Origin of the sequence: Bacillus sp. DNRA2 (assembly GCF_012843265.1) — a bacterium.
Lineage (GTDB): Bacteria > Bacillota > Bacilli > Bacillales > Cytobacillaceae > Bacillus_BU.
Genome location: NZ_JABAIT010000010.1, coordinates 59,896 through 79,162 on the forward strand (window position 1 = coordinate 59,896; position 19,267 = coordinate 79,162).

The following is a 19,267-nucleotide window of genomic DNA, read 5'->3' on the forward strand; positions in this document are numbered from 1 at the left end:
GCTTTTTACCTTCTAGACGGATTGGCTTATGACCTCGAGCCGATGGCGCCTGGAGCTAGACAATAAAAAAAGAAGAGCTAATTGCTTCATTTAGCTCAGGTTATATTTCCTTCTTGATTAATTCCTTCAACTCTTCAATAAAGACATTAATATCCTTAAATTGACGGTAAACAGAGGCAAAACGGACATAAGCTACTTCATCGATTTTTGCCAGTCTATCCATTACCATTTCGCCAATCATATCACTCTTAATTTCAGATATTCCCTGGTTGCGAAGCTCCTTTTCAACTTCCATCGTAATTTCCTGGAGCTCTTTCAATGCAACCGGGCGTTTTTCACATGCCTTAATTAAGCCACGTAAAATCTTTTCACGATTAAACTCTTCTCTAGTTCCCTCTTTTTTCACCACGATTAAAGGGATTTCTTCTACTTTTTCAAAAGTCGTAAATCTATAACTGCATTGTTCACATTCTCTTCTGCGGCGAATCGACTTACCTTCATCAACAGGTCGAGAATCGAGAACACGTGTATTATGATGTTGACATGAAGGGCATTTCATTCGTCAGCGCTCCAATTCCTAATAATTTTTCTTCATTAAAATCTTTCCAATACTATCTTATAAAAAAGAGGGAACTTGGACAAGTAGCACTCCTAAAATAATACCATCAATCGCCATACTCAATGTACATAAATGCAAAAAAACTGCTTGCTGATCCCCCAATCAGCAAGCAGTTTTCATATTTCAAAATAATTTAGTTACCCAACTTTAACTTTAGAGTTATGATTAGCCATTGCGTTTGCAACATGCTTAAGAAGGTCAACTACACGACAAGAATAACCCCACTCGTTATCATACCATGCAAGTACTTTTACTTTGTTATCGCCGATTACCATAGTTGATAAACCGTCAATAGTTGCTGAGTTTTCATTTGTATTAAAATCAACCGATACTAACGGCTCATCAGTAATGTCAAGAATTCCTTTTAAAGGACCTTTCGCTGCAGCATAGAATACTGAGTTTACTTCATCCACAGTAACGTCCTTCTTTAAGTCCACAACTAAATCCACCAAAGAAACATTTGGTGTTGGGACACGCAACGCCATACCGTGTAGCTTACCAGCCATTTGTGGTAATACTAATGATAGTGCTTTAGCAGCTCCAGTTGATGTTGGAATGATGCTTTGGGCACACGCACGCGCACGACGCAAATCTTTATGTGGGTTGTCAATATTCTTTTGGTCATTTGTATAAGCATGAACTGTAGTCATTAAACCGTTGATGATACCAAACTCTTCTTCTAGAACTTTAACAACTGGTGCTAGGCAGTTTGTTGTACACGAAGCATTTGAGATAATATCGTGTTTCTCGATATCAAGCTTCTCATCGTTAACACCCATTACGATTGTCACATCTTCATTTTTACCAGGGGCAGTTAAGATTACTTTCTTCGCTCCTGCTTCCAAGTGTAATGCTGCTTTATCACGAGCATTAAATTTACCTGTTGCTTCGATAACGATATCGATACCAAGCTCTCCCCAAGGTAATTGTTTTGGATCGCGGTTAGCGTATAATTGTACGCGTTTACCATTTACAGTAAGTGCATCCTCACTAGGAATGACTTCACCAGGAAATTTTCCGTGTGTAGTATCATATTTAATTAAATGTGCTAACGTTTCGGCCGGATAGCTGGCATTAATCGCTACCACATCGATATCATTTTCAAGGATTGCCTTTCTAAATACCATTCTTCCAATTCGTCCAAAACCATTAATCGCTACTTTTGCCTTCATTGTATGGCTCCTTCCGCAATATGTTATACTTTATTCTTCGATTAGTTGTAATTAGTATAACATATTAAATTGGATTTGTGAGCATTAAATTGCGGATTTTTAAAAAGTTTTATACCCATTTCGGTTAAATCCCTTAATTATGCTAACATAATAAAAAAAAGAAGCCTATTTTAGCTTCTTTTTTAGGTCATACTAATTCATGATTTGTGTAGCCCCATTGCGATAAAATCTTTAATAACTGCTGCTTCGTATCTACAATTGAACCGTTGTTATTAATCACTTCATCAGCCCATTGCAGTTTATCACGTAATGGAAGCTGAGAGGCTATCCGTGATTTCGCTTCAGACTCAGTAAAATTATTTCGGGCCATCAGGCGATTAAGCTGTGTCTGTTCGTCAACAAATACGAGAATGATTTTATCAACCAAATAAGTTAACTTACTTTCAAACAAGAGCGGAATGTCTAACACTACAAGCTCATTCCCACCCGCAACATATTGCTCCTTTTTCCTAAGCATATTCTGTCTCACCGCAGGATGAACAATATGATTGAGGACCTCTCGTTTCTCTTCGTTCGGAAAAATAATACTTCCTAATTTCGGACGATCTATCGATCCATCCTCAAGTAAGATCTCTTTACCAAAATACGCAACAATCTCGTCGTATGCTTTTTCCCCTTTTTCAACTGCCAGGCGTGCCTCTTCGTCAGCATCAATCACTGGTATCCCCAGCTCCTTCAGCATATTAGACACGGTGCTTTTCCCGCTGGCAATTCCGCCTGTTAAACCAATAATAACTGCCATTTATACTACCTTCCCTATGCGTATTAAAATTTTAACAATCCAATAATAATTAAGATAACCCCCGGAATAAATAGAAACTTCTGAACCCATTCGTATTGGGCAAAAATACCACCCAAGCGCATTCCCAGAAATACAAATAATGAACTCATCACTGTCACAGAAGCGGCTAAAATCCAGGGAGAATATCCTAACATCGCTGCGCCAATTCCTGCTCCAAACGCATCAAGCGATAATGCCAGACCAAGCATGAACGCTTCAACGCCGGTAATCACACCCGACTGGTCAAAATCTGCAGAAAGTGGCTTTTTTAATATTTGAATCACGACACCTAACGATTTTATTTCAAAATTAATAATAGTGCCTTCAATATCTGTGGGCTCCGTCACCTTTTCCGGGCGGAAAAATTGAAACAACACCCAGGCACCAAGCACGATTAAGATCAGTCCTCCAAGACTTTCAGCCATCCTCGTTGAAAACAATCTTTCCAGGAAATGACCAACGCCCATGGCAAAAAATAAGATAACCGCTGAGCAGCCCGAAATAATCAGGATGGATATTAACGGGATGCGAATTTTTCGTAATCCGTAAGTTAACCCCACACTAAAACTGTCAAGACTGACAGCAAAAGCTAATAGAAAAAGTGAGATTGAATAGGCCATTTGATAAGCTCCTTCCTGCCAATCGCTATGATAGTATATGGAAGGAGCCTATCCATTGTTATATGGCGCTCATAAGATTATTAGCTTTTTAATTTCTGGCAAACCGGACAGAAATGAGTACCACGTCCACCAACGACTATTTTTTGTAGCTCGGTACCACAATTGATACATGGCTCTTGCTTTTTTCCGTAGACAAGAAGCTCTAATTGAAACATGCCAATTTGACCTTGCGAATTGACATAAGAGCGAATCGTACTGCCACCTTTAGCAACCGCTTCAGATAAAGTAGCCACAATCTCTTTGTGCAGCACGGTTATTTCCTCACTACTTAACGATGATGCCAGACGTTCAGGGTGAATGCGTGCCCGAAACAACGCCTCATCAACATAAATATTACCAAGACCAACAACGATGGTTTGGTCGAGGAGCAAAACTTTAATTTTCCGGTTTGACGCTGTTAGTTTTTCCGCTAAGTAATCCATAGTGAATTCCTTCGAAAATGGCTCTGGTCCTAATTGTGAAAGCGGAAGTTGCTCAAATTCAGTTCCTTTTAGAAATAAATGCATGGTGCCAAATTTACGGACGTCCTTATAGCGAAGCTCGGTTCCATCGGTAAAATAAAAGATAACATGGGTGTGTTTATCAACAGGTTCGCTACCTGCAAACAGCCCGTATTTCCCTTCCATTCTCAAATGGGAAACAAGCGCAAAATCATCACTATAAAAGATTAAAAATTTCCCCCGTCGCCCCATCTCAAGTAAGGTTTGCCCTTTTAACGCATCCTGAAATTGGACAACTTCATTCGGATATTTAATGATTTTGGGCCAAAAAACTTCAACCCTTTCAATCTGTTTAGATAAAATTAATGCTTCTAGCGTGCGTTTTACCGTTTCGACCTCTGGTAATTCTGGCAAAGGTCGCCCCACCTTTCTATATCGCTTTATTCGGCCTGTTAACTAGCTAAACAACCAATTTATGCAAATTCACTTTATTTAGCATCAAACCAAGTTGATCCATATGCATAATCAACCTTAAGTGGAACCTTCAGCTCGATGGCATTTTCCATCACCTCCGGAACAATCCGCTTCAGTACATCGATCTCATTATCTGGTACTTCAAAAATCAATTCATCATGCACTTGTAACAATAATCTAGATGCTAATTTTTCATCAGTTAATCTTGCAGCCATATCGATCATTGCTTTTTTAATAATATCAGCTGCGCTTCCCTGAATCGGTGTGTTCATCGCGGTTCTTTCTGCAAAACTGCGAATATTAAAATTGCGGGCGGTAATCTCCGGAATGTAGCGACGACGTTGTAGCAAAGTCGCTACATAGCCCTTTTGCTTTGCATCCTTTACGATTTCCTCCATGTACTCTTTCACCTTCGGGTAACTTTCAAGATAGCGTTCAATAAATAGACCCGCTTCCTTTCTTGAGATCCCAAGGGATTGTGAAAGCCCATAATCACTGATACCATATATAATTCCAAAGTTAACTGCCTTTGCTTGGCGACGCATATTCGACGTAACCTGATCCTCATTAACATGAAAGACGTCCATCGCTGTTTTCGTATGGATATCAAGGCCAGCATTAAAAGCATCAATTAATTTCTGGTCACCGGAAATATGTGCCATGACCCTTAATTCAATTTGCGAATAATCTGCCGCAAAAATATACCAGCCAGGCTCAGACGGCACGAATGCCTGGCGAATTTTTCGTCCTTCTTCCAGACGAATCGGGATATTTTGCAAATTGGGATCCGTTGAACTTAAGCGGCCAGTTTGTGTTAAGGCCTGATTAAATCTAGTATGAACTTTTTTTGTGACCGGATTCATCACCTTCAACAAGCCCTCGATATAGGTTGATTGCAGTTTTCCGAGCTGACGATAATGAAGGATTTCGTTAATAATGTCATGGCTATGTTCTAGCTTTTCTAACACATCAGCAGACGTTGAATAGCCCGTCTTTGTTTTTTTAACAGGAGGTAGTCCTAATTTCTCAAATAAAATACCACCTAACTGCTTCGGCGAATTAATATTAAACTCTTCACCCGCCAACATATGAATGTTTCGTTCAAGTCCAAGTAAAGCATGATGATTATCCTCACCCATTTTCCTGAGGCGCTCTTCATCTATTGTAATTCCTTGGAATTCCATATCAGCTAATATCAAGGATAGTGGCATTTCAAGTTCAGTAAACAACTCATACTGCTGGTTTTCTTTTAATTCACTGACTAGCCTTTCTGCTAAAATCTTCAGAGCATCTGCTTTACGAACTAGATGCTCAGCTACAATCTGCTCCTCAGGAATCTGGCGTTTTGCCCCTTTTCCATATATCTGTTCATCTGTATAAATATCACTGAAATTGTAACGCTTGGCAATTACCGCAACTTCATTAACGGCTTCAGCCGGATTTAAAATATATGAAGCAAGCAGTAGGTCAAACTCAATACCGGCTAAGTGAATACTTTTGTGCCGTAATGCCACTTCCGTCCGCTTCGCATCAAAAACAATCTTTTTCATCTGGTCATCTTCAGCCCATTTTTTAAATGCATTTGACTGTAGTGCATTCGCTAAAGAAACATAGTAATAGCCTGTTTCATTAGCAAATGAAATCCCAATAATCTCGGCATGATGATAATTTTCCTCCAGCATTTCTAAATAAAATGCAGTATTGTTCGTTAGCATATCTTCATGTATTTCTTCAATGATGCGAAAATCAAGCGGTTGCAAATCCGTCGCGACTTCCTCAGTTAATTCTCCTCCAAGTCGCTCCAGCAAAGTATGAAACTCCAGGTCTTTAAATAGCTGTGTGACTTTATCTTTATGGAGACCTTCATACTCTAGCTCAGATAGCTGTAATTCTACAGGAGCCTCCGTTGTAATCGTAGCAAGCTGCTTGCTCATTTTCGCCTGACCCTGAAATTCAGCTAATTTGTCCTTTAATTTTGCTCCGCTCACTTGATCAATTGATTCCAACAGTTTTTCTAACGAACTAAATTCTTTTAGCAGCTTGATGGCTGTTTTTTCACCCACTCCAGGAACACCTGGGATATTATCGGATGCATCTCCCATTAAGCCCTTCATATCAATGATTTGCTCTGGAACAAGTCCATATTTTTCCTGAATATGTTCTGGTGTATAAATCTCCATATCGGTGATACCTTTTTTTGTGATACAAACTGTGATCTTTTCCGAACTTAATTGAGTTAAGTCCTTATCTCCAGAAATGACCTTAACTTGATATCCATCCTGTTCAGCCTGACGCGAGTAAGTACCGATGATATCATCCGCTTCAAAATTTTCAAGTTCATATCGCGAAACGCCAAAAGCGTCTAGTAGCTCTTGAATAAACGGAAATTGCTCGGAAAGTTCAGGTGGGGTTTTTTGTCTCCCCCCTTTATACTCACTGAAGGTTTGATGTCGGAAGGTGGATTTGCCTGCATCAAAGGCAACCAAAATGTGGGTTGGTTTTTCTTCTTCGATTAATTTCATTAAAATCATCGCAAAGCCGTAAACGGCATTCGTATGTATTCCCTTTTGATTATTAAGTAAAGGTAAAGCAAAAAATGCTCGATAGGCAATCGAGTTACCATCTATTAATACAAGTTTTTTATCCAATTAAACGCCCTCCTTCTATGTAGCCCATAACGATTGTTTCTTTTACCATTTTATCATGACTTGTTTTTAAAATGAAAAAATGGCGAATGAGAAATGCAAAAAGACGAAGGGGGGATCGACCTTCGTCTTAACTGCCATGCATATAATTAGGGGGGGATTACGTTTTTAAGTGTAACAACGAATTATTAACAAATCATAAACAGATTATTAAAAGATATTTAAGTTTACCGTAACATAAGTTTCTTTTTCAAAGAAATGGTGAACACACTTCCAGTGCCAACTTCACTTGATACCGTAATTGTCCCTTGATGTGCTTCAATTAGATGCTTAACAATCGCTAGTCCAAGACCTGTCCCTCCTGAATTTCTGCTCCGTGCCTTATCAACTCGGTAAAATCGTTCAAATATCCTTGGAATTTCCTGCTTTTCGATACCAATCCCAGTATCTGAAATATGAACAAGTACCCGATCATCCTTCATTTCTGTCTCGATTTTAATACTTCCATTTTGCGGAGTATACATAATCGCATTGTTGATAACATTAATGAACACTTGCTTTAAGCGGAACAGATCACCTTGAATCACTACATTTTCGTTGTCCTCAAGATAGTTTAATGTAACGGACTTATCCTCAGCTTTTTTTTGGAGCATCGTGACGCTGTCCTTTAGCAATGTCCCCAGGTTGACTTCTTTTATATCAAGATTAAACTTATGTTGCTCGATTCTCGACAACTCTAATAATTCTTCAATTAATTGTTGCAAGCGATCGCTTTCCGTTAAAATTATATGTAAGAATGCCTCTAATGATTTGGGATCATCCTTTGCCCCATCGAGCAGTGTCTCCGTGAACCCTTTAATAGAAGTAACCGGAGTTTTCAACTCATGGGAAACATTAGCAACAAAATCTTTTCTTGTTTGCTCAAGATTTTTTAATTCAGTAATATCGTGAAAAACTAGCAGGGTGCCCTTCCATACATCATTTGTGCCAATGATTGGTGCACCAAATACTTCAAAATGTTTTAAATCTATTCCAATCGGAATCCGCAAATATCGCTTAACCTGTTGCTCAGTGATAAATATTTCTTCAACTAAATCGGAAATTTCCCTGTGTTCAATGACCTCATAGTACAACCTGTACAAATATACCTCCGGCTTCACATGAAAAACTTCCTTAAACGCACGGTTAATTAACGATACGTAGCCACGGTTATCAATTAAGATTAACCCGCTGCCCATGCTTTCTATCAAGGTAGTTAGTCGATCCTGTTGCATTTCCTTAGCTTTCATCATTTCTTGAAGATTCCTTGCTAAAATATTAATGGATGTACTGAGCATCCCAGTTTCGTCAACCTTATCTTCATACGTCCTGGCCCGATAGTTCCCTTTAGCAAGTTCCATTGCCACTTTTGTCGCTGATTCTATTGGCTTTGTATAACGCGAAGTAATACTTGTACCTAAAATAATAATGACAATAAGAGCAAGAATAAAGCTAATCGATAACAACCACCAAATTTGACCGTACGCTTCTTCTAACACATCCATTTTGGCGCTAAGAAACACAACGCCCTCAATTTTTCCGTCATTTTCGATTGGCTTCCAAAAAAAATGAAGTTCATTACCTTCTTTATTAATGACAACATCCTGATCATTATTTTGGGAAGAGATGATATCTTTTAAAGTTCGATAGTGCAGTTCATCAGATAACGTATCCGATAATTCACCACTGTCAAAGAGAATCTTGCCTTTCGGGTCAGTAATGGAGACCCTAGCATCAATCGTCTCGCTAAATTCTTGAACCCTTTGCTGATCAAGTGAGGCAATACCTCCAGTGTTCTCGATGAAAATAGACACTAAAGTATTTTCCTTTTGAAGCCGTTCATTAAATTGATTAAAATGATAATTTTTAAAAAGCTGACCTAATAGTAACCCTAATGCAATCATTACGATAAAAATTAACGTAATTAACGGAATTAACAGCCTAGTTCGGAATTTTATCATTTACCTTTGGCTCCTCTAATTTGTAGCCAAGCCCTCGGATGGTTTTAATATAAACTGGTTTTTTTGTATTGGGTTCAATTTTATCCCTTAAATGACTTATGTGTACATCAACGATTCGAGTATCACCGGCAAAATCATAATTCCAAACCGCACTTAACAGCTGATCACGTGTCAACACCTTACCCTTGTGTTTTCCAAGATGAACAAGTAGTTCAAATTCCTTTGGCGTTAATTCTAAGAGCTCACCTTTATAAAACGCTTCATAATGTTCGGGATAAATGGTCAAATCTTTAATCGCGATATTGGCGCCTTCTCCGTGTTCGTTAACAGTGGTCTGCAAGTTGTTTTGTACTTCAGTTCTGCGCAAAATTGCCTTAACCCTAGCGACTACTTCCCTCGGGCTAAAGGGCTTGGTCATATAGTCATCAGCACCAAGCTCAAGACCTAAAATCTTATCAAATTCATCATCCTTTGCAGTTAACATCAGAATAGGTGTTACCACCTTTTGCTGACGTAGCTGCTTACATACTTCTATTCCATCAAGACGTGGTAGCATTAAATCCAGAACAATGAAATCATATTCACCCTCAAGTGCTAAATCTCTCCCTGTTTCTCCATCCATTGCCGTCGTGACTTTATAGCCCGCTTGTTCTAAGTTATATTGAAGTAATGTAACAATGGATTGCTCATCATCCACTACTAGTACTTTTTTCTCCATAATACCCTCCGGATTCGTATCCCCATTTTTTCTAAATATTTTTTACACCTTACTACTATATTATTAGAAAAATTATACTAGCGCCAAAAATAACTCGATTCTTTACAAATTTTTTACACTTCTTAATATTTTTGTGTTGATTTCCGCTACAGGAGTCTTCGCTCCTTCCGCTCCAATCAATACAATAAAACTTTTGCCAAAATAAAAAGACCCGAAGGTAGCCTCCGAATCTTTTTGTAAGGAAATAAATTAAATTAACGCAGCCATGACGTTGCGGACAGCTGCTGCAGATTTATCAAGAGCGGTTTTTTCTTCGCCAGTCAATTCTAGTTCGATTACTTTTTCAATTCCGTTTCCACCAAGAATGGTTGGAACGCCAAAATAGATACCTTCATAGCCGTATTCACCTTCAAGGTAAGCGATTGCAGGTAGCACACGTTTTTGATCCTTCAGAATAGCTTCACACATTTCTACAAGTGAAGCAGCAGGAGCATAATATGCTGAACCATTTCCGAGAAGGTTTACGATTTCACCGCCACCTTTACGTGTTCGTTCAACGATTTGCTCAAGTCGGTCTTCTGGAATTAATGTTGATAATGGGATTCCGCCAGCAAAAGAATAGCGGATGAGCGGAACCATGTCATCTCCATGTCCACCTAATACGAAACCAGTAATATCTTTAACTGATAAATTTAACTCTTCGGCAATGAACGTCCGGAAACGGGCAGTATCAAGAACACCTGATTGACCGATTACACGATTTTTTGGAAAGCCGGATTCTTTGAAAATTGTATAAGTCATTGCATCAACAGGGTTTGTTAACACTATAATGAAAGCATTTGGTGAGTGCTTTGCAATTTCTTGAGCAACGCTCTTCATAATTTTTTGATTTGTTTGAACCAAATCATCACGGCTCATCCCAGGTTTGCGAGCAATCCCCGCAGTAACAACGACGATATCAGAATTTGCTGTATCAGCGTAGTTAGAAGTTCCCGTAACTTTAGCATCAAAACCTTGAACAGGACTTGCTTCTAACATATCTAAAGCTTTACCTTTAGTTGGATTTTCCATTTGTGGGATATCAACTAATACTACATCCGCTAATTCTTTTTGAGCTAATAAGAATGCAGTAGTTGCACCGGTAAATCCTCCGCCAATTACGGATACCTTTTTACGTTTGATTCTCATTAATATATCCCCCTTTGTTTTCCTTACAGAAAATTACGAAAAATCCACAATGCAAAACAAGGCTGTATTTTAAAATTTTGCCTAGTATTAGAAAAACACATAAAAGAACAAGGCGCAAGTATTTTGCTTGTACCGCAAAATACTAATACGCCTTGTCTCAATGGAATGAATTATTCCATATTCTTGATTAACTCATCACCGAATTCAGAACATTTAACTTCAGTAGCACCATCCATTAAACGAGCGAAGTCATAAGTTACAACTTTAGAAGCAATTGTATTCTCGATTGATTTAACAATCATATCAGCTGCTTCGTTCCAACCTAAGTGTTCTAGCATAAGAACGCCAGATAATAACTCAGAAGATGGATTTACTTTATCTAAACCAGCATACTTAGGTGCAGTACCGTGAGTTGCTTCGAAGATAGCATGTCCAGTTTCATAGTTGATGTTTGCTCCTGGTGCAATACCGATACCGCCGACTTGTGCAGCAAGCGCATCAGAAATGAAGTCACCATTTAAGTTCATTGTAGCAACAACATCAAATTCTTTTGGACGAGTCAGGATTTGTTGTAAGAAGATATCAGCAATTGCATCTTTTACGATGATTTTGCCAGCAGCTTCTGCTTCAGCTTGTGCTTTGTTAGCAGCATCTGCACCTTGCTCAGCAACGATACGATCGTATTGAGCCCAAGTGAATACTTTATCTCCGAATTCTTGTTCAGCAAGCTCGTAACCCCAATTTTTGAAAGCACCCTCAGTAAATTTCATGATATTACCTTTATGTACAATCGTTACTGATTTGCGTCCTTCTTTAATTGCATAGTTGATTGCAGCACGAACTAAACGTTTTGTACCTTCTTCAGATACAGGTTTAATTCCGATACCAGAAGTTTCAGGGAATCTAATGTTCTTAACACCTAGCTCAGTTTGTAAGAAATTGATTAATTTCTTTACTTCGTCTGAACCTTTTTGGTACTCAATACCTGAGTAGATGTCTTCTGTGTTTTCACGGAAGATGACCATGTCAGTGTCTTGAGGACGTTTTACTGGTGAAGGTACACCTTCGAACCAACGTACAGGACGTAAGCAAACGAATAAGTCTAATTCTTGTCTTAATGCAACGTTTAATGAACGAATTCCGCCACCAACTGGAGTTGTAAGAGGTCCTTTGATCGCAATTAGATATTCATTAATTAAATCTAAAGTCTCTTGAGGAAGCCATTCACCTGTTTTATTGAAAGCTTTTTCTCCCGCAAAAACTTCTTTCCACACAATTTTACGCTCACCTTTGTAAGCTTTTTCTACTGCCGCATCTAGTACGCGTGAAGCTGATGCCCAAATGTCCGGACCAGTACCGTCACCTTCGATAAAAGGGATGATTGGGTTATTTGGTACATTTAGTACTCCGTCTTTTACTGTGATTTTTTCTCCTAGCATATCTCTTTCTCCCTCCATGTCCATGAAAACGTGCAGACGACTCACTTAAGCAGCCCGGTTAAAAAATAGTAACTATTTTTTAACCGGACTGAAGTCGCTGCACTTTTCATAAATTAACAAAAACTTTCCCCTATATATTACATCAGTTTTTGTCTAAATTGTAAACTTTTCAAATATTTTTTTATCTTTGTTCAACTGGAACATACTTTTGTAAAGATGGACCAGTGTAATCCGCGCGTGGACGAATTAAACGATTGTTTTCGTATTGTTCTAGAATATGAGCTAACCAACCAGAAACACGGCTTACAGCAAAGATTGGAGTGAATAAATCGTGATCGATGCCTAAGCTGTGGTATACAGATGCTGAATAGAAATCAACGTTTGGCGGAAGTTTTTTCTCACCAGTAACGATTGCTTCAATTTTTGATGACATTACATACCATTGTGGTTCGCCAGTTAATTGAGTTAATTTCTCTGACATAGCTCTTAAGTGCTTAGCACGTGGGTCACCTAAACGATATACGCGGTGTCCAAAGCCCATGATTTTTTCTTTATTAGCAAGTTTGCCACGAATATATGGCTCAACATTATCTATTGTTCCAATTTCAGAAAGCATTTTCATAACTGCTTCATTGGCACCACCATGTAAAGGACCTTTTAGCGCACCAATTGCAGCTGTAATTCCAGAATAGACATCAGATAAGGTTGCCACACAGACACGTGCTGTGAATGTAGATGCGTTTAATTCATGGTCAGCATGAAGAACTAAAGCTTTGTTGAAAGCTTCAACAGCAATAGCCTCTGGCTCTTTTCCAGAAAGCATATATAAGAAGTTTTCAGCAATACTGAAATCCTTGCGAGGCGCAACAGGCTCCAAACCTTTTCTAATTCTAGAAAATGCTGTTACAATAGTAGGCAATTTTGCTTGTAAACGGATTGCCTTACGGTAGTTAGCTTCCTCATCCATTAAGTCAGCTTCTTCATCATAAAGACCTAATAGGGAAACTGCAGAGCGAAGTGCAGCCATCGGATGTACTTTATCAATTGGGTACATTTTGAAATGATCTAAAATTTCTTGTGGTAAACCTGCATTTTCAGCAAGTTGAGTTTTAAGTTCAGCTAGCTCTTGTGCATTAGGTAGTCTACGATGCCATAGCAGGTAGACAACTTCTTCAAAGGTAGCATTTTCTGCTAAATCATCGATATTGTACCCAACATAAGTTAGGGTATCATCAATAATTGAACTGATTGATGAAGTCGTTGCAACTACCCCTTCAAGACCACGTGTAACTGTCATAAATAATCTCTCCTTTTCTAAATAAGAATTCCCCAATACCCTTTGTCTGTCAAAATTTGCTCAAATATCTGAAAAATCAGTTATTAACAAGCGAGTCAGAAAGATACCTCTCTAGACAAATATACGGGTAGCTAAAAGCTATCCCTGGAAAGTTAGCTGTAACCAGCTAAACCACAGACCTATAATAATTATGATTTGAATGAGCGCTTGTTCATAGTTGCTCAAAATAGAAGAATAGAATGATAGGCTTCTATTTTGGAATATTACTAATATTACCTTGTCTTATCCTAATCTCCTACAGTTTCTCCTCTGTTTATAACCTTTTCTTCGATTTGTAAAAAGTGAAAAGGTTTTCATTTTTTACAAATTCATTATAAGGATGGTTATAATGTTTTTTTGATATGTTTGGACTTACAAATCTTATTATAAACAATTATCAGACTTTTGTGAACGGAAACGACTTAATTTGTAAAAAAATAAATTATTTTGCTATGAACATTTCAAAGATTTTCATTGCCATATAAGCTATTCCAGCCCCAATTAAAGGTCCAACTGCCACGCCTTGAAATAAGGAAATCGATAGGATCGTCCCTAACACAAGTGCTGTTGTAATATGCGGATCATCCGCTAACAACGTGACGCCTCCCTTCGCTAACAGAGCAACCGCCATTCCTGATAGCAAAGCAATCCATGCATAAGGTGACCTGAAGGCCTCGGTTAAATCTTTAAAGCCTATTTGACCTGCAGCAATAGGGGCAAGGACAGCAACCGTTATGACTGTAACCCCCCAATTTATCCCTTTCGCTTGAAGATAACCAAATGCCTTTGCATCTAAACCAACAATTTTCATTAAAAGCAAAACAACCACTGCCACCATCATCGATTGATTTTTCGAAAAATAAGCAATGACTAATAATATTGCTAAAAATGCATAAGCTTCATATTTCATTTGAGTTTGACTCCTTTAGTTGACTGAATTTACGTTTGACATGAAAATAAAGCAATAGTTTCTAAAAAATGTTAATATGATAGTATGTAAATACGTAAAGGAGGATCTATTTGAATAAAACAAATCTGTTACGATTTCTACGCCTTCTCTTCGTACTTTTTATCGTCTTAGCTTTATTGGTTGGACTTTATTTTTTATCAAAAGTAACCTATCCATTTATCATCGGCTTTATCATTGCCTTTATGATGAATCCGCTTGTTAATTTTCTAGAAACAAAAGCAAAAATACCTCGTGCTCTGTCTGTATTCATTACATTAATCATTATTTTTGCCACTTTCGCTGGACTCATGACTTTATTAATAGCTGAGATTGTCTCTGGAGCAAATTATATTGCTGCGGTGGTTCCAGACCATCTTGACACCATTATTGCTTACATACAGGAGATGTTAGCTGGTCAGATCCTACCGTTCTATCACCAAATTGCGAATTTATTTCAAAACCTCGATACAGGTCAACAAGAAACCATTATGAATAACATCGAGAACGTCGGAAAAACGTTTGGAACAACTGTTGGTACGTTTATCAAAAATTTCTTTGGCAATATCCCAAATGTCCTTTCTTGGTTTCCAAACGCTGCAACCGTTTTGATTTTCTCGCTGCTTGGAACTTTTTTCATCAGCAAAGATTGGTATCGTTTATCAAATCTAATCGGAAAATTCCTACCACATCGAGCCAAAACAAGCGGAAGAACTGTATTCATAGATTTAAAAAAGGCCTTATTTGGATTTTTAAAGGCCCAAGCAACACTGATTTCGATGACGACCATTATTATATTAATTGGCCTTCTTATCCTCCGCATTGACTATGCCATTACAGTTGCGCTCATTACTGGCATTGTCGATGTCATTCCCTATTTAGGGACAGGTGCTATTTTTGTACCATGGATTATTTACGAAATTATCACAGGTGACACGGGGATAGCGATCGGTTTAACGATTCTTTACATTGTTGTCCTTGTCCAACGCCAATTAATGGAGCCGAAGGTATTGTCGTCAAACATCGGTCTAGACCCGCTCGCCACCTTAATTGCTTTATTCGTTGGCTTCAAGCTTTTAGGCTTTCTTGGACTTATTGCTGGACCTGTCCTATTAGTGATAATCAATACCCTTAATCGTGCTAATGTATTTCGTGACGTATGGATCTATATTAAAGGGAATGAACAACCCTAAGCCATTCCTTCCAATATGAAAAGTGCTGACTGGTGACCAGTCAGCTTTTTATTTTATAATAGTAATTCTACCTTTATTAAACCAATTCATTAGAGCACTCCCAATCAGCTTTTTGAAAAACACTCTTGTAAAAGGAATTAGTAATAAAAGACCAGCAAAATCAGAAATGAAACCCGGTGTTAGCAATAGCGTTCCACCGATTAAAACGCATATTCCATCTAAAATGGCATCACCAGGCATGTTTCCGTAGCGCATCTGTTCCTCGGCTTTTCTGAGGGTCTCTAGGCCCTGTTGCTTAGCTAAATATGCACCGACTACTCCTGATAAAATAATCAAGGCAATCGTAGGCAAAATGCCAATCATTTTACCTGAAAACATTAAAAAGCCAATTTCAGCTGCAGGAATGATAATAATTAGTAAAAATAAATAACGCATCAACTGTACCTCCGTTTAAGCGAATAGATGCCAAAGGTTCTTAACTTCTTTTCCTACAGAAAAGGATGGGGTTCTCCCATCCTTTCCACAGTTTAAATTATCGCATCTTTTTCAACGTTTTTAAAGTACACTGGCATGGCCGTTGTAAATAACACCTCTTGAAGCATCAACGGTAATTTCTTGACCATCTTTAAGTAGCTTGGTAGCATGGTCAACTCCGATAATTACAGGAATTCCTAAGTTCAAGCCCACAACAGCACCGTGGCTGGTTAATCCACCTTCTTCAGTGATTAATGCGCTACATTTTTCAATCGCTGGGACCATATCACGATCAGAGCCAATTGTAACAAGGATTGAGCCTTCCTTCACCTTGTCCAGTGCCTCACTTGCATTTTGAGCTACAACTACTTTTCCGTATGCAGATTTTCTGCCAATACCTTGTGCCTTAGCAAGTACATCGCCAACGATATGAATCTTCATAAGATTTGTCGTTCCCGCCTCTCCTACTGGCACACCAGCAGTAATGACAACTAAATCACCATGCTTGACAATCGTGCTTTCTACACTTGCATCAACCGCAAAATCAAGCATTTCGTCAGTTGTCGTTGCTCTTTGACTAAATTGCGGATAAACTCCCCAAACGAGTGCTAAGCGACGGCAAACATAGTCGTTAGACGTTACTGCAACGATTGGAGCCTTAGGACGATATTTAGAAATCATTCGTGCCGTATGGCCACTTTCAGTTGGAGTAATGATCGCACTTACATCTAAGTTTAATGCTGTATGAGCTACAGATTGACCAATGGCATCTGTCATATTGTGCTCGGTGCTCTTACTTCTATTTGATAATATTTCTTTATGATCCAATGCAGATTCTGCCCGGGATGCAATATTGTGCATCGTTTTCACGGCTTCAACCGGGTATTGTCCTGCTGCTGTTTCACCAGAAAGCATAATTGCATCTGTTCCATCAAAGATCGCATTCGCAACATCGCTAGCTTCTGCGCGAGTTGGACGTGGATTTCTTTGCATGGAATCAAGCATTTGTGTAGCGGTAATAACAGGTTTCCCAAGTGCATTACATTTATTAATCAATGCTTTCTGAACAAGTGGTACTTCTTCAGCAGGGATTTCAACCCCAAGATCACCACGTGCAACCATTAATCCGTTTGAAACCATTAAGATTTCATCGATGTGGTCAACACCCTCTTGGTTTTCAATTTTAGGGATGATGTTGATGTAATTGGCATCATTATCCTCTAACAACTGACGAATTTCTAGCACATCTGTTGCACGGCGTACAAACGATGCGGCAATAAAATCAACCTTTTGTTCAATACCGAACAAAATATCCTGCGCATCCTTTTCAGTGATTCCCGGAAGATTGACGCGAACCCCAGGAACGTTGACACCTTTTTTATTTTTCAAAGTGCCACCATTAAGAACCTTCGTAACGATTTCGCCGATACTCTTTTCAACCTCTAGTACTTCTAGACCAATTAATCCGTCGTCTAAAAGAATTGTTGAACCAGGGTGAACATCATCAATTAAACCAGGATATGTAACCGAAAACTTATCTACTGTGCCTTGAACTTCAGTCATCGAGATGCGAACTTCCTGTCCCACTTTCAGGTCTATCGCACCATTTTCCATGTTGTTCGTGCGAATTTCCGGACCTTTCGTATCTAATAAGATGGCTACATTTTTCCCAGTAATTCTTGCTGCTTCACGAATGTTTTTTATTCTTTCTCCATGTTCCTGATGGTCACCATGTGAAAAATTTAAACGAGCTACATTCATTCCTGCTTCGATCAACTGGGTAAGTTTTTCGATACTTTCACTCGCTGGACCTATTGTACAAACAATTTTCGTTTTACGCATTTCGCATCCTCCTGCCGGTTATATATTACTTATATTGATAGCTCTTTTGATAATTTTAGCAAGCTGTAATCGACCTGATGCTTTTGTGCCAATGCTTCAATAATATCGTAATCAACTAATTGATTTTTTTCAATTCCTACTGCACGTCCGCCTTTTTTATTGATTAATAATTCAACAGCCTGTGCTCCTAAACGACTGGCAAGGACGCGGTCTGCTGCTGTAGGAGACCCTCCACGTTGAATATGACCAAGTACCGAAACTCGAACATCTGCATTCGTGGCTGCCTTTAATTCCTTACCAAATTCAACCCCACTAGTAACACCTTCGGCAATGACAATAATACTATGCTTCTTGCCACGCTCAGAGCCTTTCTTTAGGCGTGCAACAATTTCATTGATATCGTAATTTTCTTCAGGTATTAAGATGGTTTCTGCTCCGCCGGCTAATCCTGACCATAGGGCAATGTCCCCTGCGTCTCGTCCCATTACTTCAATCACAAAAGTTCTCTCATGACTTGTTGCTGTATCGCGGATTTTGTCAATCGCATCAATAACGGTATTTAAAGCTGTATCAAAACCAATTGTTAATTCTGTTCCTGGAATATCATTATCAATCGTTCCTGGTACACCAACACATGGAAAGCCTTGCTCTGTTAATGCCTTCGCACCACGATAAGAGCCATCGCCACCGATTACAACTAATCCATCAATTCCATGAGCCTTTAACTGCTCAATTCCCTTTTGTTGCCCTTCTTTTGTCTTGAATTCCAGACATCGAGCTGAATATAGCATCGTTCCTCCACGATGAATAATATCCCCAACTGAGCCTAATTCAAGCTTTTTAATATTTCCATTAATTAAGCCTGCATATCCACCATAAATGCCAAAAACCTCAAGATTATGAAAAATTGCCTTTCTGACAACTGCACGGACTGCAGCATTCATTCCTGGAGCATCTCCGCCACTTGTTAACACACCGATTCTTTTCATGTTGACATCACCTCATTAAAATAATAAGTCAAAGATATGTAAAATTTTTCAAAAATAACCGATAAATATGGATTGACTGTTTTTATTATGAACAATCAACCTATGGAATATTTCTAAAATAACACGATGATTGCGCGATAACAACTGTATCATTGCCATTCTTTACATAGACGGAATACTCCGCAAAATGCAACCGCTTTATTACGTTAATAAGGAGATGATTCATAAATAATTCGTGAAAATACCCACATTTTAACAATAAAAGCCTGTG

16 protein-coding genes are annotated in these 19,267 nt (G+C 38.6%); 1 reads left to right on the forward strand and 15 read right to left on the reverse strand.

The window, feature by feature from the left end; translation table 11 throughout:
- Positions 1-100: 100 nt before the first annotated feature.
- The 12 genes from nrdR to HHO41_RS10540 all read right to left on the reverse strand — a co-directional run bounded on the left by nrdR (position 101) and on the right by HHO41_RS10540 (position 14,462).
- The gene (gene nrdR / locus HHO41_RS10485) at positions 101-559 is read right to left on the reverse strand and encodes a transcriptional regulator NrdR (protein WP_169098270.1); all 459 of its coding nucleotides are present in this window, start codon (positions 557-559) and stop codon (positions 101-103) included.
- Positions 560-756: 197 nt separating this feature from the next.
- Complete coding sequence (locus HHO41_RS10490; protein ID WP_169098272.1) at positions 757-1,791, reverse strand: glyceraldehyde-3-phosphate dehydrogenase; 1,035 nt, start codon at positions 1,789-1,791, stop codon at positions 757-759.
- Positions 1,792-1,978: 187 nt separating this feature from the next.
- Complete coding sequence (gene coaE, locus HHO41_RS10495) at positions 1,979-2,593, reverse strand: dephospho-CoA kinase (RefSeq protein WP_169098274.1); 615 nt, start codon at positions 2,591-2,593, stop codon at positions 1,979-1,981.
- A gap of 23 nt (positions 2,594-2,616) precedes the next feature.
- Positions 2,617-3,252, reverse strand: a complete 636-nt coding sequence (ytaF, locus tag HHO41_RS10500) for a sporulation membrane protein YtaF (RefSeq protein WP_169098276.1) — start codon at positions 3,250-3,252, stop codon at positions 2,617-2,619.
- An 80-nt stretch (positions 3,253-3,332) separates the two neighbouring features.
- Positions 3,333-4,166: a DNA-formamidopyrimidine glycosylase gene (mutM, locus tag HHO41_RS10505; protein ID WP_169098278.1), complete on the reverse strand. Its 834-nt coding sequence runs from the start codon at positions 4,164-4,166 to the stop codon at positions 3,333-3,335.
- Positions 4,167-4,240: 74 nt separating this feature from the next.
- A complete protein-coding gene (polA, locus tag HHO41_RS10510) occupies positions 4,241-6,874 on the reverse strand; it encodes a DNA polymerase I (RefSeq protein WP_169098280.1) in 2,634 nt (877 codons plus the stop codon).
- 224 nt (positions 6,875-7,098) lie between these two features.
- Positions 7,099-8,871, reverse strand: coding sequence for a two-component system histidine kinase PnpS (pnpS, locus tag HHO41_RS10515; RefSeq protein ID WP_169098282.1), 1,773 nt, complete (start codon positions 8,869-8,871; stop codon positions 7,099-7,101).
- Complete coding sequence (locus HHO41_RS10520) at positions 8,852-9,589, reverse strand: response regulator transcription factor (RefSeq protein WP_169098285.1); 738 nt, start codon at positions 9,587-9,589, stop codon at positions 8,852-8,854. The genes pnpS and HHO41_RS10520 overlap by 20 nt, the downstream gene beginning before the upstream one ends.
- Before the next feature lie 249 nt (positions 9,590-9,838).
- A complete protein-coding gene (gene mdh / locus HHO41_RS10525) occupies positions 9,839-10,777 on the reverse strand; it encodes a malate dehydrogenase (protein ID WP_169098286.1) in 939 nt (312 codons plus the stop codon).
- A gap of 170 nt (positions 10,778-10,947) precedes the next feature.
- Positions 10,948-12,216 carry an NADP-dependent isocitrate dehydrogenase gene (gene icd, locus HHO41_RS10530; RefSeq protein ID WP_169098288.1) on the reverse strand — a complete coding sequence of 423 codons (1,269 nt, stop codon included), beginning with the start codon at positions 12,214-12,216 and terminating at the stop codon, positions 10,948-10,950.
- 181 nt (positions 12,217-12,397) lie between these two features.
- On the reverse strand, positions 12,398-13,513 hold the full coding sequence (gene citZ / locus HHO41_RS10535; protein ID WP_169098290.1) for a citrate synthase: 1,116 nt from the start codon (positions 13,511-13,513) through the stop codon (positions 12,398-12,400).
- Between the two features lie 481 nt (positions 13,514-13,994).
- Entirely contained in the window at positions 13,995-14,462 is a 468-nt protein-coding gene (locus HHO41_RS10540; protein ID WP_169098292.1) for a DUF441 domain-containing protein, read from the reverse strand.
- A 110-nt stretch (positions 14,463-14,572) separates the two neighbouring features.
- Here HHO41_RS10540 and ytvI point away from each other — a divergent pair, with 110 nt between their 5' ends.
- Positions 14,573-15,691, forward strand: coding sequence for a sporulation integral membrane protein YtvI (ytvI, locus tag HHO41_RS10545; protein ID WP_169098294.1), 1,119 nt, complete (start codon positions 14,573-14,575; stop codon positions 15,689-15,691).
- A 48-nt stretch (positions 15,692-15,739) separates the two neighbouring features.
- On the opposite strand, the gene HHO41_RS10550 is transcribed toward ytvI, so the two are convergent.
- The 3 genes from HHO41_RS10550 to pfkA all read right to left on the reverse strand — a co-directional run bounded on the left by HHO41_RS10550 (position 15,740) and on the right by pfkA (position 18,996).
- Entirely contained in the window at positions 15,740-16,126 is a 387-nt protein-coding gene (locus HHO41_RS10550; RefSeq protein WP_169098296.1) for an FxsA family protein, read from the reverse strand.
- A gap of 120 nt (positions 16,127-16,246) precedes the next feature.
- Positions 16,247-18,007, reverse strand: a complete 1,761-nt coding sequence (pyk, locus tag HHO41_RS10555; RefSeq protein WP_169098298.1) for a pyruvate kinase — start codon at positions 18,005-18,007, stop codon at positions 16,247-16,249.
- A 29-nt stretch (positions 18,008-18,036) separates the two neighbouring features.
- Complete coding sequence (gene pfkA, locus HHO41_RS10560) at positions 18,037-18,996, reverse strand: 6-phosphofructokinase (RefSeq protein ID WP_169098300.1); 960 nt, start codon at positions 18,994-18,996, stop codon at positions 18,037-18,039.
- Positions 18,997-19,267 lie beyond the last annotated feature (271 nt).